The sequence below is a fragment of the Ruegeria sp. AN11 genome (assembly GCF_056536005.1).
Genome location: NZ_JBQFJD010000001.1, coordinates 1,949,960 through 1,975,840, shown reverse-complemented (window position 1 = coordinate 1,975,840; position 25,881 = coordinate 1,949,960). Strand labels below are relative to the sequence as shown.

26 protein-coding genes are annotated in these 25,881 nt (G+C 60.7%); 22 read left to right on the top strand and 4 right to left on the bottom strand.

From position 1 onward, the window contains the following. Positions 1–65: 65 nt before the first annotated feature. Entirely contained in the window at positions 66–719 is a 654-nt protein-coding gene (gene fsa / locus ACR3EQ_RS09755; RefSeq protein ID WP_170613342.1) for a fructose-6-phosphate aldolase, read from the bottom strand. An 88-nt stretch (positions 720–807) separates the two neighbouring features. On the opposite strand from fsa, the gene ACR3EQ_RS09750 reads away from it, so the two are divergent. From ACR3EQ_RS09750 to ACR3EQ_RS09735, 4 genes are all read left to right on the top strand, one after another. Further along, positions 808–3,003, top strand: coding sequence for a primosomal protein N' (locus tag ACR3EQ_RS09750; RefSeq protein ID WP_480490487.1), 2,196 nt, complete (start codon positions 808–810; stop codon positions 3,001–3,003). Between the two features lie 80 nt (positions 3,004–3,083). Continuing rightward, the gene (locus ACR3EQ_RS09745; protein ID WP_170678188.1) at positions 3,084–4,316 is read left to right on the top strand and encodes an MFS transporter; all 1,233 of its coding nucleotides are present in this window, start codon (positions 3,084–3,086) and stop codon (positions 4,314–4,316) included. Between the two features lie 66 nt (positions 4,317–4,382). After that, positions 4,383–5,255, top strand: a complete 873-nt coding sequence (locus ACR3EQ_RS09740; protein ID WP_170613336.1) for a 50S ribosomal protein L11 methyltransferase — start codon at positions 4,383–4,385, stop codon at positions 5,253–5,255. Between the two features lie 103 nt (positions 5,256–5,358). Continuing rightward, positions 5,359–5,703: a hypothetical protein gene (locus ACR3EQ_RS09735; protein ID WP_170613334.1), complete on the top strand. Its 345-nt coding sequence runs from the start codon at positions 5,359–5,361 to the stop codon at positions 5,701–5,703. Positions 5,704–5,793: 90 nt separating this feature from the next. Here the strand turns inward: ACR3EQ_RS09735 and ACR3EQ_RS09730 are convergent, their stop codons facing one another. Next, on the bottom strand, positions 5,794–6,006 hold the full coding sequence (locus ACR3EQ_RS09730) for a DUF1127 domain-containing protein (protein ID WP_170613332.1): 213 nt from the start codon (positions 6,004–6,006) through the stop codon (positions 5,794–5,796). A gap of 333 nt (positions 6,007–6,339) precedes the next feature. Between ACR3EQ_RS09730 and ruvC the strand changes: the two genes are divergently transcribed. The 18 genes from ruvC to ACR3EQ_RS09640 all read left to right on the top strand — a co-directional run bounded on the left by ruvC (position 6,340) and on the right by ACR3EQ_RS09640 (position 22,761). Continuing rightward, complete coding sequence (gene ruvC / locus ACR3EQ_RS09725) at positions 6,340–6,837, top strand: crossover junction endodeoxyribonuclease RuvC (RefSeq protein WP_170613330.1); 498 nt, start codon at positions 6,340–6,342, stop codon at positions 6,835–6,837. Continuing rightward, positions 6,834–7,511, top strand: a complete 678-nt coding sequence (ruvA, locus tag ACR3EQ_RS09720; RefSeq protein WP_170613328.1) for a Holliday junction branch migration protein RuvA — start codon at positions 6,834–6,836, stop codon at positions 7,509–7,511. The genes ruvC and ruvA overlap by 4 nt, the downstream gene beginning before the upstream one ends. Positions 7,512–7,515: 4 nt before the next feature. After that, entirely contained in the window at positions 7,516–8,535 is a 1,020-nt protein-coding gene (ruvB, locus tag ACR3EQ_RS09715) for a Holliday junction branch migration DNA helicase RuvB (RefSeq protein ID WP_480490484.1), read from the top strand. Positions 8,536–8,598: 63 nt separating this feature from the next. Continuing rightward, the gene (locus ACR3EQ_RS09710) at positions 8,599–9,222 is read left to right on the top strand and encodes an RNA methyltransferase (RefSeq protein WP_170613324.1); all 624 of its coding nucleotides are present in this window, start codon (positions 8,599–8,601) and stop codon (positions 9,220–9,222) included. Continuing rightward, the gene (gene ybgC / locus ACR3EQ_RS09705; protein WP_170613322.1) at positions 9,219–9,602 is read left to right on the top strand and encodes a tol-pal system-associated acyl-CoA thioesterase; all 384 of its coding nucleotides are present in this window, start codon (positions 9,219–9,221) and stop codon (positions 9,600–9,602) included. The genes ACR3EQ_RS09710 and ybgC overlap by 4 nt, the downstream gene beginning before the upstream one ends. 105 nt (positions 9,603–9,707) lie before the next feature. Continuing rightward, positions 9,708–10,403, top strand: a complete 696-nt coding sequence (gene tolQ, locus ACR3EQ_RS09700; protein WP_170613320.1) for a protein TolQ — start codon at positions 9,708–9,710, stop codon at positions 10,401–10,403. A 1-nt stretch (position 10,404) separates the two neighbouring features. Further along, complete coding sequence (gene tolR, locus ACR3EQ_RS09695; RefSeq protein WP_170613318.1) at positions 10,405–10,881, top strand: protein TolR; 477 nt, start codon at positions 10,405–10,407, stop codon at positions 10,879–10,881. Positions 10,882–10,890: 9 nt separating this feature from the next. Continuing rightward, positions 10,891–11,985 carry an energy transducer TonB family protein gene (locus ACR3EQ_RS09690; protein ID WP_170613316.1) on the top strand — a complete coding sequence of 365 codons (1,095 nt, stop codon included), beginning with the start codon at positions 10,891–10,893 and terminating at the stop codon, positions 11,983–11,985. Further along, positions 11,982–13,301, top strand: a complete 1,320-nt coding sequence (gene tolB, locus ACR3EQ_RS09685) for a Tol-Pal system beta propeller repeat protein TolB (RefSeq protein ID WP_170613314.1) — start codon at positions 11,982–11,984, stop codon at positions 13,299–13,301. Before ACR3EQ_RS09690 ends, tolB begins: the two co-directional genes overlap by 4 nt. An 88-nt stretch (positions 13,302–13,389) precedes the next feature. Next, entirely contained in the window at positions 13,390–13,893 is a 504-nt protein-coding gene (pal, locus tag ACR3EQ_RS09680) for a peptidoglycan-associated lipoprotein Pal (RefSeq protein ID WP_170613312.1), read from the top strand. A gap of 4 nt (positions 13,894–13,897) precedes the next feature. Beyond that, on the top strand, positions 13,898–14,722 hold the full coding sequence (gene ybgF / locus ACR3EQ_RS09675) for a tol-pal system protein YbgF (protein ID WP_170613778.1): 825 nt from the start codon (positions 13,898–13,900) through the stop codon (positions 14,720–14,722). Further along, positions 14,719–15,972, top strand: coding sequence for a tRNA lysidine(34) synthetase TilS (tilS, locus tag ACR3EQ_RS09670; RefSeq protein WP_170613310.1), 1,254 nt, complete (start codon positions 14,719–14,721; stop codon positions 15,970–15,972). The genes ybgF and tilS overlap by 4 nt, the downstream gene beginning before the upstream one ends. Positions 15,973–16,047: 75 nt before the next feature. After that, the gene (ftsH, locus tag ACR3EQ_RS09665; protein ID WP_170613308.1) at positions 16,048–17,964 is read left to right on the top strand and encodes an ATP-dependent zinc metalloprotease FtsH; all 1,917 of its coding nucleotides are present in this window, start codon (positions 16,048–16,050) and stop codon (positions 17,962–17,964) included. A gap of 98 nt (positions 17,965–18,062) precedes the next feature. Beyond that, positions 18,063–18,659 carry an MOSC domain-containing protein gene (locus tag ACR3EQ_RS09660; RefSeq protein ID WP_170613306.1) on the top strand — a complete coding sequence of 199 codons (597 nt, stop codon included), beginning with the start codon at positions 18,063–18,065 and terminating at the stop codon, positions 18,657–18,659. Between the two features lie 144 nt (positions 18,660–18,803). Beyond that, positions 18,804–20,480, top strand: coding sequence for a formate--tetrahydrofolate ligase (locus tag ACR3EQ_RS09655; protein WP_480490481.1), 1,677 nt, complete (start codon positions 18,804–18,806; stop codon positions 20,478–20,480). A gap of 57 nt (positions 20,481–20,537) precedes the next feature. Then, positions 20,538–20,843: a chorismate mutase gene (locus ACR3EQ_RS09650; protein ID WP_170613302.1), complete on the top strand. Its 306-nt coding sequence runs from the start codon at positions 20,538–20,540 to the stop codon at positions 20,841–20,843. A gap of 52 nt (positions 20,844–20,895) precedes the next feature. Then, entirely contained in the window at positions 20,896–21,786 is an 891-nt protein-coding gene (gene folD / locus ACR3EQ_RS09645) for a bifunctional methylenetetrahydrofolate dehydrogenase/methenyltetrahydrofolate cyclohydrolase FolD (protein ID WP_170613300.1), read from the top strand. Between the two features lie 228 nt (positions 21,787–22,014). Beyond that, on the top strand, positions 22,015–22,761 hold the full coding sequence (locus tag ACR3EQ_RS09640; RefSeq protein ID WP_170613298.1) for a LytTR family DNA-binding domain-containing protein: 747 nt from the start codon (positions 22,015–22,017) through the stop codon (positions 22,759–22,761). 1 nt (position 22,762) lies between these two features. Here the strand turns inward: ACR3EQ_RS09640 and pdeM are convergent, their stop codons facing one another. Beyond that, on the bottom strand, positions 22,763–23,425 hold the full coding sequence (gene pdeM, locus ACR3EQ_RS09635; protein ID WP_170613296.1) for a ligase-associated DNA damage response endonuclease PdeM: 663 nt from the start codon (positions 23,423–23,425) through the stop codon (positions 22,763–22,765). 40 nt (positions 23,426–23,465) lie between these two features. Beyond that, positions 23,466–25,877, bottom strand: a complete 2,412-nt coding sequence (locus ACR3EQ_RS09630) for a ligase-associated DNA damage response DEXH box helicase (protein WP_170619419.1) — start codon at positions 25,875–25,877, stop codon at positions 23,466–23,468. Positions 25,878–25,881: the final 4 nt, after the last annotated feature.

The window sequence follows — 25,881 nt, the reverse complement described above, 5'->3', positions numbered from 1 at the left end:
GGGATCAGGCCTCGGCCGTTGGGCCGGGCGCGCCGCCAGACGGCGCCGCGCGGTTGTGCAATGGATCAGAGGATTTTCTGGCCGGTCTTGGCCCAGTCGGCCAGGAAGGTCTCGAGACCCTTGTCGGTCAGCGGGTGATCGGCCAGTTTCTTGATGACGGCGGGCGGTGCTGTGATCACGTCGGCACCGATGCGCGCGCTGTCGGTCACATGGTTCACGGTGCGGATCGAGGCGGCCAGAATTTCAGTTTCGAACCCGTAATTGTCATAAACCTGACGGATGTCGGCGATCAGATCCATGCCATCGAGGTTGATGTCGTCCAGACGTCCGATGAAGGGCGAGATGAAGGTCGCACCAGCCTTGGCTGCCAGAATGGCCTGGTTGGTGGAGAAGCAGAGAGTCACGTTGACCATCTGGCCTTCGTCGGTCAGCGTTTTGCATGTTTTCAGACCAGCCCATGTCAGCGGCACTTTTACAGCGATGTTGGGGGCGATCTTGGCCAGCTTGCGGCCTTCGGCGATCATGTCGTCGGCTTCGGTTGCGACCACTTCGGCAGACACAGGCCCGTCGACCAGATCGCAGATTTCCTTGGTCACTTCCAGAATGTCGCGGCCCGACTTCAGGATCAGCGACGGGTTGGTGGTTACGCCGTCCACCATGCCCAGATCGTTCAGTTCGGCGATGGCATCGATCTCGGCGGTGTCTACAAAGAATTTCATGAGGGCAGTCCTTTGATGGGTTGGCCTTGGTTGCGGATGGCTTTACCTCAAAGAGACCCATGCTGGAACCCCCTGCGAAGGATATGCCGTGAGCGCTAACGGATTTTTCGACGAAGGAGACCTGGTTGCGGTGCTGACGACGCAGCCGCTGGACCGGACGTTGGACTATAAGGTGCCCGAGGGTGGGTGCTTTCTGGGGGCGTTTGTCGAAGTACCATTGGGGCCGCGCAAGGTTCTTGGCGTGGTCTGGGGGCCGGGGCAGGGGGGCTTTGACCTTGCCAAGGCGCGGTCGGTCATACGTGTGCTCGAGGTTGCGCCGATGCGAGAGGAGATGCGCGTGTTTCTGGGGCGGGTGGCCGATTACACGCTGACGCCGATGCCCGCGATGCTGCGTCTGGCGACCCGCGCGCCGGGGCTGGGTGATCCGCCGTCTATGCGCAAGATATATCGCCTTGGCGAAGGTCAATCTGACCGGATGACGGATGCACGTACCCGCGTGCTGGAAGTGTTGCGCGACTATGGAGGGCTGGCCTTTACGCTGAAGGAGCTGGCTGAACAGGCGGGGGTGACGTCCTCGGTCGTCAAGGGCTTGGTCAAGCAAGGCGCGGTTCGGGAAGAGGACAGCCCGCGAGATCTGCCCTATCCGCGTCTGGACCCGGATTTACCTGGAAAGGAGCTGACAGATGATCAGGCAGAGGCGGTCGCGCGGCTGCAAGCCGGGCAGCGGACGGGGAATTATGGCACGACGTTACTGAAGGGCGTGACCGGGTCCGGCAAGACCGAGGTGTATCTGGAAGCGGTGGCCGAGACTTTGCGGCAAGGGCGGCAGGCGCTGGTCTTGCTGCCAGAGATTGCCCTGACTGCCGAGTTTCTGACCCGGGTCGAGGCAAGGTTTGGCGCGCGGCCGGCCGAATGGCACTCGGGCGCGACCATGACCGAACGCCGCCGGGTCTGGCGGATGGTCGGGCAGGGGGATGCGCAACTGGTGGTCGGCGCCCGGTCGGCGCTGTTCCTGCCGTTTCGCAATCTGGGCCTGGTTGTCGTCGATGAGGAACATGATACCTCTTACAAGCAAGAGGATGGCGTGCATTACAGCGCCCGCGACATGGCGGTCCTGCGCGCGGCGATCTGTGGCGCGCGGGTGATTCTGGCCAGTGCCACGCCCTCATTGGAAAGCTGGGCCAACGCCGAGGCCGGGAAATACGAGCGTCTCGATCTGACGTCGCGGTTCGGGGCGGCAGTCCTGCCCGAGATGAAGCCCATCGACATGCGCGCCGAACAGATGCAGGCAGGGACGTGGATTTCCCCGTCCCTGCGGCAGGCCGTGCGGCAGCGGATCGAGAAGGGTGAACAATCGCTGCTGTTCATCAACCGCCGTGGCTACGCGCCGGTGACGCTCTGCCGCGCTTGCGGTGAACAGATTGCCTGTGATCACTGTGACGCGCGGATGGTCGAGCATCGCTTTTTGAAACGCCTTATGTGCCATCAATGCGGCGAAACCAAACCGATGCCCGAGACCTGTCCGTCCTGCGGGGTCGAAGGCAAACTGGCCCCGGTCGGGCCGGGAATCGAGCGGCTGGCGGAAGAGGCCGAAGCGACCTTTCCCGAGGCGAAGATCGCGATGCTCAGTTCCGACCTGTTCGGCTCGGCGCGGGCGCTGAAGGCCAAGATTGCAGAGATTGCCGAAGGCGACGCGGATCTTATCATCGGGACACAGCTGGTGGCCAAAGGGCACAACTTTCCAAAGCTGACGCTGGTCGGAGTTATCGACGCGGATCTCAGCCTGCATGGCGCAGACCTGCGGGCTGCCGAGCGGACCTTCCAGTTGATGCGGCAGGTTGCGGGTCGGGCCGGTCGGGCCGACAAGCCCGGGCAGGCGCTGTTGCAGACCTTTCAACCGGAACATCCTGTCATCCGCGCCATTCTGTCCGGCGATGAAGAAGGTTTCTGGAAGGCCGAGGCCGCCGGGCGGCAGGCGGCAGGCGTGCCGCCTTATGGCCGCATGGCTGGAATTGTTCTGTCGGGCCCAGAGGTCGGCCCGGTTTTCGACATCGGCAATGCCATGGCCCGCAATGACGCGCCGCTGCGTGACGTGGGCGCGCAGGTGTTTGGTCCGGCCCCGGCGCCCATCGCCCGCATCCGTGGCCGCCACAGGGTGCGGCTGCTGGTCAAAGCGCCGAAGGGCGCGCCCATTCAGGACGCCATCGCGCGCTGGATCGCGCCTTTGCGCCTGAAAGGCGATATCCGACTTTCCGTGGATATCGACCCGCAAAGCTTCTACTGACGTCTGCATCTGCGCAGGCCTGCTGTGCGCATGCCGCTTCCCTCTCGCCAAACTGTTCAAATGGGCGTAGAGGGAGTCCCATGCTGAAACCCATGCCGCTTTCTGAGGCGCAGAGCCTTCCGTTCTGGCGCCGTCCGGTCACGCTCCTTTTCGTGATGGCATTGACCATGCCCATCGCGTTCAACGCGTGGAGCGCGCTGTTGAACAACTTTGTCATCGAGGTGGCGAATTTTGACGGTGCGGATATCGGTTTGCTGCATACGGTGCGGGAAATTCCGGGCTTTCTCGCCGTCGGCGTGATTGCCGTGATCCTGTTCATTCGCGAACAGGTGCTGGCGATGATCTCCCTGATGCTGCTGGGTGTTGCAACGGCCGTCACCGCTTGGTTTCCCAGCCTTGGCGGGTTGCTGTTTGTGACGCTGTTCAGTTCGATCGGCTTTCACTACTACGAAACGGTAAACCAGTCGCTGCAACTGCAATGGTTGCCCAAAGACCGCGCGCCGCAAGTGCTGGGATGGCTGGTGGCGATGGGGTCTGCCTCGACTCTGGTGGTCTACGGCCTGATCGTTCTGACATGGGACCGGTTCGATCTGTCCTACAACACGGTATTCATGGCGGCCGGGGGGCTGACGGCGCTGCTCGGCTTGTTGTGCCTGGTCGCTTACCCGCAATTCGATGCGCCGACGCCGCAGACAAAGAAGATCATACTCCGCCGCCGGTATTGGCTGTACTATGCGCTGCAATTCATGGCCGGGGCCCGGCGGCAGATTTTCATTGTTTTCGCCGGTTTCATGATGGTCGAGAAGTTCGGTTTTGACGTGCACGAACTGACAGGGCTGTATCTGATCAATCTGCTGATCAACATGACCGCTGCGCCCATGTTGGGCAAAGCGGTGGCGATGTTCGGCGAACGCCGCACGCTGATTTTTGAGTATACCGGTCTGGCGATCGTGTTCGCGGCCTATGGCGGTATCTACTGGTTTGGCTGGGGCGTGCTGCTGGCCGCAATCCTATACGTGATCGACCACGTACTGTTCGCGCTGGCATTGGCGTTGAAGACCTATTTCCAGAAGATCGCCGACCCGGCGGATATTGCGCCCACGGCGGCGGTGGCTTTCACGATCAACCATATCGCGGCTGTGTTCCTGCCTGCATTGCTGGGGCTCCTGTGGGTTGTCTCGCCCGGCGCCGTTTTCGGGCTGGCTGCTGCCATGGCGCTGGTCTCGCTGGGTCTGTCCCTGCTGATCCCGCGTCACCCGGAACCGGGCAACGAAACCATCCTGTCGAAATACGCCCCCGCCCCCGCCGAATAGGCGCCAGCGCTTGACCTTGGCGGCCGGTGGCCCTAGGCGAAGTGCGAGATTGGACAGGAGGCCTCGATGCCCACATTCACTGCGCTCACGACACTGAACGGGAAGAAAGCCGCCGAAAGCCTGGGCGAAGCGATGGAGCGTCTGGACCCGGAACCAACTGGCGTGGGCGTGTTCGAGGTCGAAGACGACTCGGGCCTGTGGGAGGTTGGCGGTTACTTCACCGAAGCCCCCGATGAAACCGCGCTGGCCGTTCTGGCCGCTGCGTTCGGGGCGAAGCCCTTTGTCGTTTCGGAACTGCCCGAAACCGACTGGGTCGCGCATGTCCGCCGGGAACTGGCACCGGTCGAGGCGGGGCGGTTCTTTGTCTATGGCAGCCATGATGCGGACAAGCTGCCCGAAGGCCGTATCCCTCTGCTGATCGAGGCCGCGATGGCGTTTGGCACGGGGCACCATGGCACGACCCTTGGATGCCTCAAGGCGTTGGATCGGTTGCTTGACGAAGGGTTCTCGGCGGCGAAAGTGGCAGATATCGGCTGTGGCACCGCTGTTCTGGCAATGGCCGCCGCGCGGGTCTGGAACGGGCAGTTTCTGGCCAGCGATATTGACCAGGTCGCGGTTGACGTGGCCGAGGCCAACCTGAAGGCAAACGGGATGTCCGGTCAGGTGCTCTGTATCGAGGCGGCGGGCTTCGATCACCCCGAACTGCAATCGCATGCGCCCTATGACCTGATCTTTGCGAATATTCTGAAAGGTCCGCTGGTGGCTCTGGCACCGGAAATTTCAGCGAATCTGCGCTCTGGAGGCTACGCGATTCTGTCAGGGATTCTGAACGAACAGGCCGATGACGTCGTTTCCGTTTATTTACAAAATGGGTTCAATACCCATCATCGCGGCCAGATTGGTGACTGGACGACGCTGATCTTAAGCAAACAGGGCTAATTCAGGGCCATTTGCAGGAGTTTTGTGGTTTTTTGCCTCTTTTTTGTCGCAATCTGTTTCTACCGTCATTCAAGTCAGCGGGGGGCGGTTTTAGGAGGCTGCCATGACGGTAAAACAACTGGAGTTCGATCAGCGCGTCAATCGCCTGAACAAGAAGCACAGCAAGATGAGCCACGGCTATCGTGCGACGATGCGCAAGGATGGTCTGGTGGTGATGAAACCACAACGCGTCAGATCGGCGATCCCTGCAAAGGTTCTGCTGTTCTGCATCTGCGGGTTCTTTGCCTTCAAGGCGTTTCTGCTGTCCAGCCTTGGTCCGAACGGTTATGACCACCGCATTGACACCCTAAGCCAGGGCACCTCGGTTGAGCAGGCGGGAGCCTGGATCATGCAGGTGGACCCGATGACAGAGTTTCTCTCGGTTCAGCTTAACAAAGTCCTCTACTGACTTGGCCTGAATCAAAAAACACCGCGCTGCTTCTGGCTGCGCGGTGTTTTTTTTGCTCCGTAAAGGAGCTGTGAGTGGGCGTTTGCCGTCTTAGCGGCGGCCTTCGGCAACGACGTCGATGTCGCCACGGCACAGGCCGATATCTTCCAGTTCACGGTCGGTCAGACCGCTCAGCGCGTTGCGGGTAACGCGGGCGTCATTCCATTCGACAACGGCGTTGACGACCGCTGCGAAAGTTTCACCGATACGGCCAACGAGGCCGAACGAGCCAGTGGCGGTGCGGGTTGTGTCCAGTGCAGCCATATCCTGTTTCCTTCTGGTTTGTGTTACTGTCTGATCTTGCGATCTGCCGGGCATCTAGTGATGTCATATCGCCGGCACAAGAGCGGAATTTGCATGTGTCCTATGCAATTTCTGCAGAGCTCGAGTTTCATTAAATTCCCTTAAATCATTGATGAATTTCCCTTTCATTAGGTGGCGGAAACAGGACATTCCGGGTCGCAAAAAGGGTCCATCCGTCGCCGTTGAGACAGGTCTGTCGTTTTTGGCCTTTGGGTCAATTCGCTTGGAAAATGTTCTTGCTTCGTGCTAGTTGATAAAAAAATCACACGAACCCGAGCAGGCCAAAGGCACAACATGCGAATTCTAGGCATTGATCCGGGGCTGAGAACCCTGGGATGGGGCATCATCGAATCACATGGCAGCCGTCTGAGCCATGTCGCCAACGGGTTGTGCAAGTCGGACGGGGACGATCTGGGTGAACGCCTTTTGTCCCTGCACAACCAGATCGTCGAGGTCATAGCCGAGTATCGACCGGATCAGGCCGCGATCGAGCAGACATTCGTCAACAAGGACGGGGCCGGAACGCTGAAACTGGGTCAGGCGCGCGGCGTGGCGTTGCTGACGCTGGCGAAGGCCGGTTTGACGGTCGGGGAATATGCGCCCAACCGGGTCAAGAAAACCGTGGTCGGTGTGGGTCACGCCGAAAAAGAGCAGGTGCTGCATATGGTCAAGCTGCAACTGCCGGGGTGTCAGCCCAAAGGGGCGGACGCGGCGGATGCGCTGGCGATTGCTATCTGTCATTCCTATTACGGCGCGGCGCCTCAGGCGCGGATGAAAGAGGTGCGGGCATGATCGGAAAATTGACCGGGCGGCTGGATTATCGCGCGGCAGACCACGTGCTGATTGATGTGCGCGGGGTCGGCTATATCGTCTACTGTTCGGACCGGACCATGGCGGCACTACCGGGTGTGGGTGAGGGCGTCTCGATCTACACCGAGATGGTCGTGCGTGAGGACCTCATGCAGCTTTACGGGTTTCTGTCGCTGGTCGAAAAGGAATGGCATCGCTTGCTGTGTTCGGTGCAGGGCGTTGGGGCCAAGGTCTCGCTAGCCATTCTGTCCGCACTGGGACCGGACGGGGTCAGCCGCGCCATTGCGTTGGGTGACTGGGGTGCGGTCAAGGCGGCCAAGGGTGTCGGACCTAAGACGGCGCAGCGAATTGTGCTGGACCTCAAGGACAAGGCTCCGGGCGTGATGGCAATGGGCGGCACGGTGACAGAGGCGATGAACGGTCCCGAACTGGAAGTGGTCGAATCGTCCGAACCTGCACCAGTCGCCAAACCGACGGTCAGGCCAGTCTCGGGTTCGGCGGCTGCTACTGCGGGGGCTTTGTCGGCCCTGTCCAACTTGGGGTATGGACCGTCCGAGGCAGCATCGGCCGTGGCCGAAGCCGCAGCCAACCTGCCCGACGCGGATGAGGCGGAACTGATCCGGGCCGCTTTGAAACTGCTTGCTCCGAAAGGGTGAATGAATGGTAGACGCCGATCCCGCCCTGCGCCCTGACCCGTTGCCGGAAGACAATGACCGTGCGCTGCGTCCGCAGGGGCTGGACGAATTTGTCGGTCAGGCCGAGGCAAGAGCCAATCTGCGCATCTTCATCCAGTCAGCCCGCCAGCGGGGCGAGGCGATGGATCACACGTTGTTCCATGGCCCGCCGGGGCTTGGGAAAACCACGCTGGCGCAGATCATGGCGCGCGAGCTGGGGGTGAATTTCCGCATGACTTCGGGCCCCGTGCTGGCCAAGGCGGGCGATCTGGCGGCGATCCTGACCAATCTGGAATCTCGGGACGTATTATTCATCGACGAAATCCACCGTCTGAACCCGGCTGTTGAAGAGGTGCTGTATCCGGCGATGGAGGATTTCGAGCTGGATCTGGTGATCGGTGAAGGTCCTGCAGCGCGCACCGTGCGGATCGAATTGCAGCCCTTCACTCTGGTGGGCGCTACGACCCGCATGGGGCTGCTGACCACGCCTTTGCGCGACCGGTTTGGTATTCCAACGCGGTTGCAGTTCTACACGGTCGACGAACTGCACGAGATCGTCACCCGCAACGCGCGCAAGCTGGGTGCTCCGGCTGATGATGAAGGCGCGCGCGAGATCGCCCGGCGTTCGCGTGGAACCCCCCGGATCGCCGGGCGGCTGCTGCGGCGCGTGGTCGATTTTGCCATTGTCGAGGGCGATGGACGGATTACACGTGATCTGGCCGATGGTGCCCTGACGCGTCTGGGTGTGGACAACCTGGGGCTGGATGGCGCGGACCGGCGTTATCTGAAGCTGATCGCCGAGAATTACACGGGCGGCCCTGTGGGAATCGAAACCTTGTCGGCGGCGCTGTCAGAAAGCCGGGATTCGCTTGAAGAAGTGATTGAGCCCTATTTGTTGCAGCAGGGACTGATACAGCGCACTCCGCGTGGACGGATGCTGGCGCAGAAGGCATGGACCCATTTGGGAATGGCCGCGCCCCGTGGGCAGAGAGATCTGTTTGGTTGATGCGGTGCGCCATGGGTTTTATGCCTTCGGCGAGAGTATTTTTGAAAAGATGAAGGGTCGGCCGTGACACCGGAAGAAATCAAAGCACTTTTTACGCGTGAAAACGGCGAGTTCCTGTTCGCGCGTTGGGGGCGACCGATCGTGCCGATCGTCTTTGGCGTCGAAGATGATACGCTTTCAGTGATCAAGGGTGCGTTCGAGGCGGTTGTCGCGCTGGCTGGCCACAAGATGGCCGAGACCGATCCGGAACTGGGCGCGAACTGCATGGTCTTCTTTTTTCGCGACTGGCAGGAATTGCAGGAGGTGCCCGATCTGGACCGTCTGATCCCTGATCTGACCCCTCTGGTCGGGCGGCTGATGGAGGCGGATGCCAACCAGTACCGTATATTCCGGTTCGAGGAGGACGGGACCATCCGGGCGGCGTTCGTGTTTTTGAAGATGGATGGCGAATTGTCCAAAATTCCTGCCGAAACGCTTGCGCTGGGGCAGGTGGTACAGACCGTTTTGTTGTGGTCCGATGCTGCGTTCCGGTCGCAGTCTCCGCTGGCCGTGGCTGGCGAGACGACAATTCTGCGCCCTGAAATCGCTGCGCTGATCCGGGCCGCCTATGATCCGATTTTGCCGGGAATGGCGCAGGATGCGTCCCACGCATTGCGATTGTTTGCGCGTCTGGAGCAGCCACAATGAAGCACGTCTTTCCCATTCGTGTCTATTACGAAGACACCGACATGGGTGGTGTTGTCTATCATGCGAATTACCTGCGTTTTATTGAACGGGCACGGTCGGACTGGGTGCGCAACCTCGGCAATGACCAGAACGCGATGCGGGATCAGGGGATTGTCTGGGTCGTGCGCCGGATCGAGGCGGATTATCTGTCGCCGGCCAAATTTGATGATGAACTGATCGTCGAGACCGAGATGATTTCGATTTCAGGAGTGCGCCTGACCATGGCGCAGCTTGTTCGGCGCGGCCAAACCGAGATTTTCCGCGCCACCGTGACCGCTGTTTGCATCAATAGCGAGGGCAAGCCGATCCGTCTTCCGGCAGAGATTCGCGCATTGATGTAACAATTTACTCAGCCGGGGTGGTTCTGTTGGCTTTTCGATACCAACTGCGTTAGCGTTTGGCAAAACAAGGCCAAATGGCTGTCAGGCAAAACAAAGAGCAGGTTCATGGAAGCTGAAACGCTGGCGCTGGCGCAGGAGATCGACTTCTCCATGTGGGGGCTGTTTGCCCGCGCGACATTTATCGTCAAACTGGTGATGCTGATACTGGTCGTTGCATCGTTCTGGTCCTGGGCGATCATCATTCAAAAACTGATCAATTACCGCGCAGCGCGACGCGAAGCGCAGGTTTTTGATGAATCCTTCTGGTCCGGCAATCCGCTGGATGAGCTGTTTGAACAGATCGGGACGCGACCGGACGGCAGTTCCGAGAAGATATTCGCCGCCGGCATGATCGAGTGGCGCAGGTCACACCGGACCGACGGCGGCTTGATTGCCGGCGCGACGGCACGGATTGACCGGTCGATGGATGTGGCCATCGCAAAAGAGGCGGAAACACTGCAAAAAGGTCTGCCCATATTGGCCACGGTCGGCTCGACCGCGCCATTTATCGGTTTGTTCGGCACCGTATGGGGCATCATGAACGCCTTTATTGAGATCGCCGAGCAGCAGAACACCAACCTTGCCGTTGTCGCGCCCGGTATTGCCGAAGCGCTTCTGGCCACCGGTCTGGGCCTGCTGGCCGCGATCCCGGCGGTGATTTTCTACAACAAGCTCAGCGCGGACAGTGATCGGATCGTTGGCGGGTATGAAGCCTTTGCCGACGAATTCGCCACCATCCTGTCGCGGCAGTTGGACAGCTGAGATGGGTGCGGCGGTTCAGCAACCCTCGGGCGGAAACGGCCGCAGGCGGGGGCGGCGGCGTGGTCGCGCCCAGCCGATGGCCGAGATCAACGTGACGCCATTTGTAGATGTCATGCTTGTGCTGCTCATCATCTTCATGGTGGCGGCCCCGCTGTTGACCGTGGGGGTGCCCGTGGACCTGCCCAAGACGGCGGCCAGTGCCCTGCCGGGTGACAATGAGGAACCGCTGACCGTAACACTGACAGCAGACGGGCGGGTGCAGATCCAGACCACGGACGTCGCGCGTGCCGATCTGATCGGAAAACTCAGGGCCATTGCGGTTGAGCGAACCAGTGACCGGGTGTTCTTGCGGGCGGACGGCGCAATTCCCTACGCGCAGGTGATGCAGGTGATGGGGGCGCTGAATGCCGGCGGGTTTTCGAATGTGGGCCTTGTGACCGATTCCGGCGGGCCGACATTTGACGAAGGTGGAGAGTGAGGCCGCGCGGTGGATACCGGCACCAAGATCTCGGCGATTGCCCACGTAGGTCTGATCGGATGGGCGCTGTTTGGCGGCACGTTCCGGTCCGAACCTTTGCCTATGGCAGTTCAGGAGGTATCTGTGGTCACGGCTGAACAGTTTGCTGCGATGACTGCGCAACGTGACGCGCCCCAGGTTCCGTCGCCGCCCGCTGAATTGCAGCCGCCTGAAGAGCCCGAAGTGGCCAACGCCCCTGAACCGACACCCGAAGAACAACCAGAACCCGAGCCGATTGTCGCGTCCGAGCCCGAGCCTGATCCTTTGCCCGAGCCGGTGGAAGCCCCGCCCGAGCCGGAAGTGATCGAACAACCCCCGACGCTGGACCAACCTGATCCGGAAGTCGCTGCGTTGCCGACGCCGGGTCCGGAATCCCTGCCCAATTCCGCTGACAAGGTTGCGCCCGAGCCGGTGGCCCCGCCGCCGCCCGAGGCAAAACCGGATGACATCGAAACCCCCGCCGTATCCCTGGATGAAGGGGCCGAGACCCAGCAGGAGCAACAGGATCAGACCGCGCCCGAGGAAGCCACGGATCAGATCGTGACCGAGGCGGAAGAGACGCAGGAATTGTCGCCCCAGACTTCCCCGCGCCCCCGAACGCGTCCCAGCCGCCCGCAACCTCCGGCCGAACCCGTGGTGGCCGAAGCCCCGGAAGCCCCCGAAGAACCGGCGCAAAGTGACCAGCAGGCCATCGAGGATGCGCTGGCCGATGCGTTGGGACAGAATGACGAACCATCGGGGCCACCGCTGACCAGTGGTGAAAAGGACGCGATGCGGCTGGCGGTATCGAAATGCTGGAATGTCGGATCGTTGTCGACGGACGCCTTGCAGACAGTCGTTGTGGTCGGCTTTTCTCTGACCCCGGATGGTAAGGTTGTTGGCGGCAGCTTGCAGTTGCTCGACAGCTCAGGCGGCTCTTCAGGGGCTGCAAAACAGGCCTACGAGGCCGCTCGGCGCGCTATTTTGCGTTGCGGAGCCAAAGGATACGACCTGCCTGCTGACAAATACGCGCAGTGGCAGGATATTGAGATTACATTCAATCCCGAGAGGATGCGGATCAAATGATGAAACTTCTGACCAGCCTCTTTATTGGCCTGACGCTTCTGTCGGCGCCGGTTTTTGCACAAAGCGGGCCGCTGCGGTTGGAATTGGATCAGGGTATTATCGAACCCTTGCCCTTTGCCGTTCCAAATTTCGTACCGGACAGTCCTACCGCGGCGCAATACGCGCAGGACATCTCGCGCGTTGTTGCGGCGGATCTGACTGGCACCGGGCTGTTTCGCGAAATCTCATCGGATGCGTTCATCAGTCAGGTGACAAGCTTCGAGGCCCCGCTTCAGTTTGCGGACTGGAAGGCCATCAATGCCGAAGCGTTGGTGACGGGCGCGGTCAACGTGTCAGGCAAAAAGCTGACCGTCCGTTTCCGGGTCTGGGATGTTTTCTCGGGTCAGGAACTGGGCAGCGGGTTGCAGTTTGCAGGCACCACGGATGGCTGGCGGCGCATGGCGCATAAAGTGGCCGATCAGGTTTATAGCCGGGTGACAGGCGAGGGCGGATATTTCGACAGCCGGGTTGCGTTTGTGTCGGAAAGCGGCCCCAAGGACCAGCGCCTGAAACGGCTGGCGATCATGGATTACGACGGAGCCAATGTTCAGTATCTGACCGACAGCTCTGCCATCGTTCTGGCCCCGCGCTTTTCCCCTACCGGCGAGCAGTTGCTTTACACAAGTTACGAAAGCGGCAGCCCCCGGATTTACGTTCTGGACGTGGGCCGGGTCAAACGGCGTGAACTCAAGACGCAGGACGGCACGATGAGTTTCTCGCCGCGCTTCTCGCCGGATGGGCGCTCGATCGTCTATTCGCTGATTCAGGGCGGTAATACCGACCTTTGGAAGATGGACCTTGCGTCGGGCCAAAGCGTCCGCCTGACGAACACGCCCGCAATCGAAACCGCCCCCAGCTATTCGCCGGACGGTTCGCAGATCGTGTTCGAAAGCGACCGCTCGGGCACGCCGCAACTCTACATCATGCCCGCCGGCGGGGGTGAGCCGACGCGCATCAGTTTTGGGCAGGGCCGGTATGGCACGCCGGTCTGGTCGCCGCGTGGTGACCTGATCGCCTTCACCAAGCAGAACAAGGGCCGTTTCCACATCGGTGTCATGCGTACGGACGGCAGTGAAGAACGCTTGCTGACCTCGTCCTTCCTGGACGAAGGCCCCACATGGTCGCCCAATGGTCGCGTGATCATGTTCACCCGCGAGACCCAGGGCGCAAGCGGACGGGCGACGCTGTATTCGGTGGATATTTCGGGCCGGAACCTGCGCCCGGTCCGCACGCCGGATGGCGGCAGCGACCCGTCCTGGGGGCCTTTGCAGAATTGATCGGGTCAGCGGATCGGCAAAGTTCACATGAAACTCTGGCTGTGCTAAAGAGACGGCAATAAACAAACAAATCCACGAGGCACCTGAAATGAACGTATTGGGCAAAATCCTGGCCTTGGGCGCGCTGAGCGTGATCGCGGCCTGTACCAACAATGATCCATCGGCACTGGGCGGCGGCGCAGGCGGCAGCGGTTCGATCCTGCCGGGATCGCCAAGCGACCCACGCTCGCCTGCCTATTTCCAGCAAACGGTCGGGGACCGGGTGCTGTTCGAGGTCGACCAATCCACCCTGACCGCCCAGGCGCAGACCGTTCTGCAGGGGCAGGCCGACTGGCTGATGGCAAACCCGGATTTTGTGGCGATGATCGAAGGTCACGCCGACGAACAGGGCACACGCGAATACAACCTTGCGCTGGGCGCGCGCCGGGCGAACGCCGCGCGTGAATATCTGATCTCGCGGGGGGTGGCGGGTAGCCGTCTGACCACGGTCAGCTATGGCAAGGAACGCCCGATCGAGATTTGCAGCACCGAGGATTGCTATTCCAAGAATCGCCGCGCGGTGACGGTGCTGACCGGCTCAACACTGGGGTAAGATGATGCGAATTGCAGGATGGGTTCTGGCGGCGGTCGTGCTGAGCGCCGGCGTGGCAAAGGCGCAGGATCAGCAGACGCTGGCGGATATCCGGCAGGAACTGACAGTGCTGCACGTGGAAATCCAGCGCCTAAAGCGCGAGTTTTCGACCACCGGCTCCCCGGCTCCGAACCTGTCCGGCAGTTCCGTACTGGAACGCGTTGACGCCATCGAGGCCGAGTTACAGCGCCTGACCCGGCAGACTGAACAGCTGAACCAACGTATCCAGAGCGTTGTGACCGATGGCACCAATCGAATTGGCGATCTGGAATTCCGACTGGTCGAACTGGAAGGGGGCGATCTCAGCACGTTGGGCGAAACGTCGACCCTAGGTGGGGAAACCGCGACCGATGTCGCCGTCGCTCCTACGCCGATTGAGCCGACCAACTCGGGTCAGGGTGAACTTGCCGTGGGTGAACGCGCTGATTTTGATGCAGCGTCGCAGGCGCTGGCTGATGGTGACTTTCAGTCTGCCGCAGATGGATTCGCGCAATTCGACACCTCGTATCCCGGCAGTCCGCTTGCACCCGAGGCGCATCTGAAACGTGGCCAGGCGCTGGAAGGTCTGGGCGATACCCGGGAAGCCGCCCGGGCATTCCTGGCGAGCTTTACCGGTGATTCCGAAGGGGCCTTTGCCCCCGAAGCGCTGTTTGAACTGGGGGCCGCGCTGGGGCGATTGGGACAAACCGATCAGGCCTGTATCACGTTGGGCGAGGTTGGGGTGCGTTTCCCATCCTCCAGCACGGTCTCGGACGCCACGCAGGAAATGGCGTCTCTGGGTTGTTCTTGACCCGAAGTGCAGCTTCTCTGACAGCTCAGATCCGCGAGCGACTGCCGAAAACACTGCCGCGCCGTATCGGTGTGGCGGTTTCGGGCGGCGGCGACTCGGTTGCGCTGATGCATCTTCTGCATGGCATAGCACAGGCTGAAGGGGTGACAGTTCTGGCAGCAACCGTGAATCATGGCCTGCGGCCTGAAGCAGCGGCCGAGGCAGAAACGGTGGCCGCGCAGGCAGGAAGCCTTGGGCTGTCGCATGATACTCTGGTCTGGCAAGGGTGGGGTGGCAGCGGAAACCTGCAGGATCAGGCCCGTCAGGCGCGTTACGCGTTGCTGACGGAATGGGCCGGTCGCAATGGGGTGGAGGCCATTGCCCTTGGGCACACGGCAGACGATCAGGCCGAAACCGTTCTGATGAGGCTGGCGCGCGCGGCCGGCGTCACCGGCCTGTCATCGATGCCGTCTGTTCGCGCACGAGACGGGGTTTTGCTGCTTCGACCGATGCTGGATATCTCGCGTCAGGAACTGCGCACTTATCTACGCGAGATCGGCGCTGATTGGATCGAGGACCCGTCGAATCACGATACCCGATTTGACCGGATCAAGGTGCGGCAGGCTCTGGCAAGCCTTGAACCAATTGGCATCACCGCGCAGTCTCTGGCCCGGGTGGCTGAAAATCTTGCACAAGCCCGTGATGCTTTGGCGCGGTATACGCAGGAATCCGCGCGCAAGATCACCGAAGTGAAAGACGGCGCTGTCTGCATTGATCCCGCAGGCTTTGCGGCGTTGCCGCGCGAGATCCAGCGCCGCCTTCTGGTCGCAACCATCAACTGGATCGCGGGAGAGGGGTATCCGCCGCGCCAGTCAAATGTGGATCAGGCGCTGGAAGCATTATTGAATCGCCGGACCAGCACCATCGGAGGCTGTCTGGTCTTCACAGAACGCGATAATGCGTGGATTTGCAGGGAACTAAAGGCGCTTCAGGGTGTAACGGCCGCGTGTAACCAGCCTTGGGACCGACGCTGGGTGGTGTCCGGCCCCACAATTCCAGATGCCGAAATCCGCGCGCTGGGCGAGGACGGGCTGAAACAACTGCTGGATTGGCGTGAAGCACGCTTGCCCCGGCGCGCACTGATGTCCACGCCTGCGGTCTGGACAGGCGATACGGTCGTGTCTGCCCCGCTTTCCGGATCTCCAAATGGCTGGCATGCCGAAATGATGCCAAATTGGCCCGAGTTTTATGCTATGATTTTATCGCATTGAACCTGCCACAATCCTCTCTATTTTAAGGAGCAAGCGGCGGATCCTCACCTGCCGAAATCTGTTGGGAGATTTTTCTTGGGCAACGCTCGTAATATCGCTTTCTGGGTCGTTCTTTTTCTGCTGATCCTGGCATTGTTTAATCTGTTCAGCGGACCGGGCGGTTCGCTTCAGAATAACGAAAGAACCTATTCCGACTTTGTCAGCGCTGTTGAGGGTGGCGAAGTCAAGAATGTGACACTGGACGGCGAGCAGATTCGCTATACCACGCAAAGTGGTGCCAGCTATGTCACCATCAAGCCCGGCGATGCCGAAGTCACCAAACTGCTGATCGACAAGAACATCCCCGTGCGCGCTGAAAAGCAGCAACAGTCGGGTTTCCAGTCGTTCCTGATCACACTGCTGCCCTTCCTGCTGCTGATCGGTGTCTGGGTCTATTTCATGAACCGGATGCAGGGCGGCGGCAAAGGCGGCGCGATGGGCTTTGGCAAGTCGAAGGCCAAGATGCTGACAGAAAAGCATGGCCGCGTGACATTTGACGACGTGGCGGGGATCGACGAGGCGAAGGAAGAACTGGAAGAGATTGTCGAGTTTCTGCGCAACCCGCAGAAATTCTCACGTCTTGGCGGCAAGATCCCGAAAGGCGCGCTGCTGGTTGGCCCTCCGGGTACCGGTAAAACGCTGCTGGCCCGCGCGATTGCGGGTGAGGCGGGCGTGCCGTTCTTCACCATCTCGGGTTCAGACTTCGTTGAAATGTTCGTGGGTGTCGGCGCGTCCCGTGTGCGCGACATGTTCGAGCAGGCCAAGAAAAACGCGCCCTGTATCGTCTTCATTGACGAAATCGACGCCGTGGGTCGCCATCGTGGCGCCGGTTATGGCGGTGGTAACGACGAACGCGAACAAACCCTCAACCAGTTGCTGGTCGAGATGGACGGGTTCGAGGCCAACGAAGGCGTGATCATTCTTGCGGCCACCAACCGTAAAGACGTTCTGGACCCCGCGCTGCTGCGTCCGGGCCGTTTCGACCGTCAGGTCACTGTGGGTAATCCGGACATCAAAGGCCGTGAGAAGATCCTGGGTGTCCACGCCCGCAAGACGCCTCTGGGCCCCGATGTCGACCTGCGTATCATTGCACGCGGTACGCCGGGTTTCTCGGGTGCTGATCTGGCGAACCTCGTGAACGAGGCCGCACTGATGGCCGCCCGTGTGGGCCGCCGCTTTGTCACCATGGAAGATTTCGAGAATGCGAAAGACAAGGTGATGATGGGGGCCGAGCGCCGCTCGATGGTTCTGACACAGGACCAGAAGGAAAAGACCGCTTATCACGAGGCCGGTCACGCCGTGGTCGGCCTGACCCTGCCGCTGTGCGATCCGGTCTACAAGGCGACGATCATCCCGCGCGGTGGTGCGCTGGGTATGGTGGTTTCGCTGCCGGAAATGGACCGCCTGAACTATCACCGCGATGAGTGTGAGCAGAAGCTGGCCATGACCATGGCGGGCAAAGCCGCCGAGGTGATCAAATACGGTGAAGACCATGTGTCGAACGGTCCGGCCGGTGACATCATGCAGGCCAGCCAGCTGGCGCGCGCCATGGTGATGCGCTGGGGCATGTCCGACAAGGTCGGCAATATCGACTATGCCGAGGCGCATGAGGGGTATTCAGGCAACACGGCCGGATTCTCGGTTTCCGCCCACACCAAGGAACTGATCGAGGAAGAGGTGAAGCGCCTGATTCAGCAGGGTTATGAGCGCGCGCTCGAAATCCTGCACGAGAACGGTGAAAGCTGGGAACGCCTGGCACAGGGCTTGCTGGAATACGAAACGCTGACAGGTGACGAGATAAAGCGCGTCATGAACGGCGAATCGCCCGGCGAGGGGGATGACGAAGGCGACAACACCGACGAGGGTAGCGCGCCCAGTGTCACCGCGATCCCGAAAACCAAGGTCAAGAAGTCTCCGCCCGAAGGCGGGATGGAGCCGGAACCCTCGGCATAACAAACGGACCCGGGCAATGTCCCGGGTCTTTTTTCTTTCCAATCACCTGAAACTGGGTTTCTGTGCCGCGTTATCGCACACAGCCTGAAAGGGGTGACATGCCCGTATTGCGCCAAACCGAATACACCGCCGAAGTGACCTGGCTGGGGCACGTTCCTGCTGGCAATAGCATTCGGGCCAAGTCGGTCCAGACGCTGGATCTGGATTTCGCGGGTGATCCCGGCGCGCGGCACGAAGGTGTGAACCGGGCCTCCTGCGTTCGCATGACAAACCTGTATCCGAAGGGAACAGAAATTCGAAATGTCCGGCAGTTGTCGGTATTGTCAGCCGAGCAACTGGACGAGATTGCCGCCGAGATGAGCCTCACCCGGCTGGACCCGTCCTATCTGGGCGCCAGCCTTGTGTTGCGCGGAATTCCCGATTTCACCCATGTGCCGCCAAGTTCCCGTCTGCAGGCCGTAAATGGCCTGACGCTAACGATCGATATGGAAAACCGTCCCTGCATCATTCCGGGACGCGAGGTGGAAGCCGACCTGCCGGGACATGGCCCTGCCTTCAAACCGGCGGCACAGGGGCGCAGGGGCGTGACCGCCTGGGTCGAACGCCCGGGTCAATTGAAGCTGGGTGACAGCATGAAACTGTTCGTGCCGGATCAGCGGGCCTGGGCACCTTCCGGTACCGGCGTTTCCGATTAGAAACGCGGTAAACACCCCGACGCCGTTTCGCGGCACAATTATGTCGGAATCCATAGCCATCCGTTTTGTACACGACGGTATGGATTGCACAGCGCCGACGCTCAGCGTCGGTTTTGCACGGCATTCAACCAGGGACCCTGCCCAATGAGCTACAAATCCGACATCGAAATCGCCCGCGAAGCGAACAAAAAGCCGATTCAGGAAATCGGCGCTAAAATCGGCATCGAGTCCGCAGACCTGCTGCCATACGGTCACGACAAAGCAAAGGTCAGCCAGGACTTCATCAACTCGGTGCAGGACCGTGAAGATGGCAAGCTGATCCTGGTGACCGCGATCAACCCAACCCCGGCAGGTGAAGGCAAAACCACTACCACCGTTGGTCTGGGCGACGGCCTGAACCGCATCGGCAAGAATGCGATGATCTGTATCCGCGAAGCCTCGCTGGGCCCGAACTTCGGGATGAAGGGCGGCGCTGCAGGTGGCGGTTACGCGCAGATTGTTCCGATGGAGGAAATGAACCTTCACTTCACCGGTGACTTCCACGCCATCACCTCGGCTCACTCGCTGCTGTCGGCCATGATCGACAACCACATCTACTGGGGCAACGAGCAGGCCATTGACATGCGCCGCGTCGTGTGGCGCCGCGTGGTCGACATGAACGACCGTGCCCTGCGTCAGATCACCTGCTCGCTGGGCGGTGTCTCGAACGGTTTCCCGCGTGAAGCAGGCTATGACATCACCGTGGCATCTGAAGTCATGGCGATCCTGTGCCTGGCAAACGATCTGAATGACCTGGAGAAACGCCTGGGCGACATCATCGTCGCTTACCGCCGCGACAAGACGCCGGTCTACTGCCGCGACATCAAGGCTGAGGGCGCAATGACCGTTCTGCTGAAGGACGCCATGCAGCCGAACCTGGTGCAGACGCTGGAAAACAACCCGGCCTTCGTTCACGGCGGTCCTTTCGCGAACATCGCGCACGGCTGTAACTCGGTCATCGCCACAAAGACCGCTCTGAAAGTCGCCGACTATGTCGTGACCGAAGCGGGCTTTGGTGCCGATCTGGGTGCCGAAAAGTTCATGAACATCAAATGCCGCAAGGCGGGCATCGCTCCGTCTGCTGTCGTGCTGGTTGCCACCGTGCGCGCGATGAAGATGAACGGCGGCGTTGCCAAGGCCGATCTGGGTGCCGAGAATGTTGATGCCGTGAAGTCGGGCTGTGCCAACCTGGGCCGCCATATCGAGAACGTGAAGTCCTTCGGTGTGCCGGTCGTCGTCGCGATCAACCACTTCGTCACCGACACCGACGCCGAAGTGCAGGCCGTCAAGGACTATTGTGCCGAGCACGGGGTTGAGGCGGTTTTGTCCCGTCACTGGGAACTGGGCTCGGAGGGATCCGAGGATCTGGCCAAAAAGGTTGTGGAAATCGCCGATGCCGGTACTGCGAACTTCTCGCCGATCTATCCGGACGACATGCCGCTGTTCGAAAAAGTCGAGACCATCGCCAAGCGCATCTACCGCGCTGACGAGGTGCTGGCGGATTCCAAGATCCGCAACCAGCTGAAGGAATGGGAAGCCGCCGGTTACGGCAACTTGCCGGTCTGCATGGCAAAAACCCAGTATTCGTTCTCGACCGATCCGTCCCTGCGTGGCGCGCCCACCGGCCACTCGGTTCCGGTGCGCGAGGTTCGCCTGTCCGCGGGTGCCGGTTTCATCGTGGTTGTCTGTGGTGAGATCATGACCATGCCCGGTCTGCCGCGCAATCCCGCCGCGGAAACCATCTGCCTCAATGACGCAGGTGAGATCGAGGGCTTGTTCTAAGCCGCTGAATGAGACATCTCGTGGTCCGGGGAATCCCCGGGCCATGAGGAGATTGCGATGCCCACTCTGACACTGCCGCAAGACTGTCTTTCCATGCAGGAATTGCGGGTTCAGATCGACAAGCTAGACCGCCAACTGATTGAGATGTTGGTGACGCGCGCAACTTACATTGACCGCGCGTCCGAGCTGAAACCGGGCGAGGGTCTTCCGGCCCGAATTCCTGATCGAGTTGAAGATGTGGTGCAAAAGGTACGTGTGAGCTCGGACAGACTGGGTATGGACCCTGATCTTGCCGAAAATCTGTGGCGTATCTTGATTGATTGGTCGATTGCACGCGAAGAAAGTGTGCTCGGCCCTGACTGAATGACCGGGCGCTTCTGGCGCCCGATCCGCTTTTGAAAGAAGGGATCAAAGGATGGTAGCTCAAGTCATCGACGGCAAGGCCTTTGCGGCCAAAGTCCGCGCGCAGGTGGCCGATCAGGTTGCAAAGCTGAAAGAGGAAAACGGCATCACGCCCGGCCTGGCCGTGGTTCTGGTGGGCGAGGACCCGGCAAGCCAGGTCTATGTCCGTTCAAAGGGCAAAATGACCGTCGAGGTCGGCATGAACTCGTACGAGCACAAGCTGGATGCCGAGACCTCGGAGGCAGACCTGCTGGCGTTGATCGACAAGCTGAACAACGATCCCGCCGTGCACGGGATTCTGGTTCAGCTTCCGCTGCCCAAGCATCTGAACGAGGATCTGGTGATCAACTCGATCGACCCGGCCAAGGACGTGGATGGGTTCCATATCTCGAATGTGGGCCTGTTGGGTACCGGTCAGAAGTCGATGGTGCCCTGCACCCCGCTGGGTTGCCTGATGATGCTGCGCGACCACCATGGGTCACTGTCGGGTATGGATGCTGTTGTGATCGGCCGGTCGAACATCGTCGGCAAGCCGATGGCGCAACTGTTGCTGGGTGACAGCTGCACCGTGACCATCGCGCATTCGCGCACCAAGGACCTGCCGGACGTCGTGCGCCGCGCCGATATCGTGGTTGCCGCCGTGGGCCGCCCCGAGATGGTGCCGGGCGACTGGATCAAGGAAGGGGCGACCGTGATCGATGTGGGCATCAACCGGATCGAGCGCGACGGCAAGAACAAGCTGGTCGGAGACGTCGACTATGCCAGTGCGGCCGAACGCGCCGGTGCGATCACGCCGGTTCCGGGCGGCGTTGGCCCGATGACCATCGCTTGCTTGCTGGCCAACACGCTGACAGCGTGCTGCCGCGCGAACGGTTTACCTGAACCCGAGGGTCTGACCGCCTGATCGCGAAAGATTCCGCGCAATTTAAGCGCGCAACCGATGCTTTGGAACGGCCGGGCAGGGGAAACCTTCCCGGCCGTTTCCTCATTGAGAGACAACATTAATTTTGAATAAACGGGTTTGAATGTGATCAAATCGGTGATAAGTTATTAAATCCAGTTGGTTAAATGCGAAATGCATGCCGCTCGAAGTGATTGTAACGGACCTCAGCGGATTGCCCGTCGGAACAATATGAAGTCAAAACTGAACCTGATCATAGCCGCTTGCACCCTTCAACGCGTGGTGGCTGGATTGGTTTTCGTTCCGCTGCTGGCTTACACTTTTCCACCTTTTTTGGACGTCGCATTGCCGTTCGGCATGCGATTGACATTCTGGGCCGGTGTCATGGCACTGGCAATCGCCGCGACATGGCTTTCCAGAAAGTTCATCTATGAACATCTGTCTCAGGACTATCTTTCGGCCCGAGACGTTGTCTTCTCTGCCGTCATCCTGATCCTGTTTACACCGGCATTGTGGCTTTTGGCCTGGCTGCTGTTCACGATTGGCGGACAGGAAGCCCCAGGTGCGCTGGCGGTCTTACCTTACGGGGTGCTGTTCTCGACCGGCCTGATTCTGGTCGGCCGGACGGAACCCGGACATCCAAAGCCGACCGGAGTGCCAGAGCAGATGCCGCGTCTGGTCAGACGTCTTCCGGCGGGTTTTCAGGGCCGGATCTATCGTCTGACGGTTCGGGATCACAATGTGGATGTCGTCACCTCTGAGGGTACGTTTACCATTCGATCGCGTTTTACGGATGCGATCGACGAGATGGAGCCGATCCCCGGTCATTGCACACACCGATCCCATTGGGTGACTGATGATGCAATTGTCAGCACCGAACGGACCGACGGAAAGACTTTCGTCCGGCTGCGTAACGGCGACCTTGTGCCGGTCAGCCGAAAATACAGACCCATGTTGGAACAGGACGGGCTGATCTGAACTAGCGCGGCATGGGAATGATCTGTGGCTGTGGCCCGGTCAGAATGGCTTTGGCCTGTTTGTCCATCAAGCCGGCCAAGGCCGCGTCGGTACTGCGCAGACCGCCCGTAAACGTACCGTAGGCCGGCATTATCAAACGCGCCTGATCCAGCAGGAACGCCGGCCGGGTGATGGACCGGCCACGCACGCGTAAGCTCGCCTTGGGGTGGTAGTGGCCCGAAACCTCGGCCCGGCCAGAGGGTTCGGCGATGTGGCGGAATACCAACGGTCCAAAGGAGCACTCGGACAAATGCGTTCCGCCCAGTTCGACAGGTCCGGGATCGTGGTTGCCTTCGATCCAGATCCAGTCCCGGCCGGCCTGCAGGGTGACGATCTGCAATTGATGGTCCGGGATCAATGACTGTGCGGCGTCCAGATCGTCGAAGCTGTCACCCAGGCAAATGACCGTCTCGGCGCGGGTGTGGTGCAGGTCCGCCGCCAGCCGCGTCAGCGTGTCCTGTGTGTCATAGGGCGGCAGCGCGGCCCCGCCGCGCCGGGCCATCCGCTCGGACTTGCCCAGATGCAGGTCGGACACGCACAGCAATTTCCGATCGGGCCACCACAACGCCCCGGACCCCAAAGCGTGCAGGGATAGACCGGCAAAGGTAAACAACAGGCTGTTCATGATCCGTTCTTTGCCTTTTTCCCGACCCAAGGCAAGCGGATTAACCGCTCTCTAATCCCGCAGCCTGCAAAAGCCGCGCGCTTTCCTCGGCCAATAGCCGTTCTTCGGCGGCCCCTTTGACGGGCACTTTGCCGACCTCAAGAAACAGCGGCGCGGCCAGGGGGGAAACTCTGTCCAGCCGAAGAAGATCGATGCGGTCGCCGATGCGCGCAATCATTTCCTCGATCCGTCCGAAATCTACCAGACCACGCATGGCCTCTTCGCGTGTGATCTGCATCAACAGGTGGTCCGGGTCATATTTCAGCAGCGTGTCATACAGTATGTCAGACGAGAACGTTGCCTGCCGCCCGCTCTTGCGCTGGCCGCCGGTGTTCCGTTCGATCAGCCCCGCGATTGTCGCCGAGGCGCGAAAGGTACGCTTCATCACCGCGTTGCCCGCCAGCCATGTCTCGAGCCCCGCCCGCAATGCTCTGTGTTCGAACAGGGGGCGCGGATCGGTCACCGCATCCAGTCCCCAGATCAGCGTGGCATAGTCGGTGGCGACAAAGCCCAATGGTGCCAGCCCGGTTTCCTCCATCCGTTTGGTCAGCAGCAGGCCCAGCGTTTGCTGGGCGTTTCGCCCGGCAAATCCGTAGACACACAGGTTTTCGCGCCTGTCATTGGGAAAACTTTCGATCAGCAGCCGGTCGCGTTGGGGCAGACGGGACATGTTGCGTTGCAGGGCCAGCCACTCGGCGGTGTGCGGCGGCAATTGCGGCCAGTTGTCCTGGGCAAACATCCGCAGGATGCGGTCGCTTAACTGCGTGGAAGTGGCAAACTTCGTGCCGGAAAACGTTGCGATCTTGGGTTTGCGATCAGCGCGGCGACTGACCTCGACAACCATCTCGCGGAGGCCTTCATAGCGGACGATCTGCCCGCCGATCAGAAAGGTATCACCCTGCGTCAGCGAAGCGGCAAAGCCCTCTTCGACCTCACCCAGGGGTTTGCCGCCCCGGTTGCGTTTCAGGCGCACTTTCAGGGTGTCGGTATCCTGAATCGTGCCCAGATTCATACGGATGCGCTGCGCCGCGCGCGGGTCGCGCAGTTGCCAACGGCCATCGGGGCGCTGCTGCAGTCGTTGCCAGCGGTCATAGGCGCGCAGGGCGTATCCCCCAGTGGCACAGAACTCCAGACAGGCGTCGAACTCAGGACGCGACAGTTGGGCAAAAGGCCCTGCCATCGTCATTTCCGCATAAAGGTCGTCCGCATCGAACGGCCCTGCGGCGGCGGCAATCAGAATGTGCTGGCACAACACGTCCCTTGGGCCGCGCCCGCGCGGTTCGCCATCCAGATCATGCGCCTGGACGGCTTCAAGCGCTGCGACGCATTCGACAACCTCGAACCGGTTGGCAGGCACCAGCAAAGCCTTGGAGGGGGCGTTGTATCGATGATTGGCGCGACCAATGCGTTGCACCAGTCGCTTGACGTTCTTGGGCGCGCCGATCTGGATCACCAGATCCACATCACCCCAGTCGATGCCCAGATCCAGGCTGCCAGTGCAGACAATGGCGCGCAACTCTCCGCGCACCATTGCGGCTTCAACCCTTTCGCGTTGCTGCCGGTCCAGACTGCCATGATGAATGCCGATGGGCAGACCTTCGTCATTTGCGAGCCACAGGTTGTGAAAAAAGATCTCGGCCTGTGCGCGGGTGTTATGAAAGATCAATGTCGTCTTGTGTTGCCGGACCTGCTCCAGCACGGCCGGAATGGCATAGGCCGCGCCGCCGCCGGACCATGGTGGCATCTCGGTCGTTTCCAGCATCGAGATATCCGGGTCAGGGCCGGGGTCGGCCTGAATGATCCGGCAGGTGTCAGGGTGGCGGGCAAGAAACCGGGCGATGGCATCGGGGTCTTCGACAGTTGCCGACAGGCCCACACGACGCAGGGCAGGGCACAGGCTTTGCAGGCGCGCCAGTGCCAGCATCAACTGATCGCCGCGTTTGCTTTCGGAAAGGGCGTGGATCTCGTCAACGATCACCCGCTGCACGCCTTTGAACATGCGCGGCGCGTCCTCGTACGAGGTTAGCAGCGCCAAACTTTCGGGCGTCGTCAGCAGGATATGCGGCGGATCCACGCGCTGGCGTTTCTTTTGCGTGGCCGAGGTGTCGCCGGTCCGGTCTTCGATCCGGATCGGCAGGCCGATTTCGTCCGCCGGGCCACGCAGATTGCGCCGGATATCCGCAGCCAGCGCCTTGAGCGGCGAGACATAGAGTGTGTGCAGGCCCTCATGCGTGCCATCGGCCAGTTCCGCCAGCGTCGGCAGGAAGCCGGCCATGGTCTTGCCGCCACCTGTGGGTGCGATCAGCAATGTCGCCGGGTCTTGTGCCCGGTCGAACATGTCCTGCTGATGCGGGTGGATGGACCAGCCTTTGGCTGAAAACCAGTCGGTGATCCGGGCGGGAATCTGCGTCATTTGC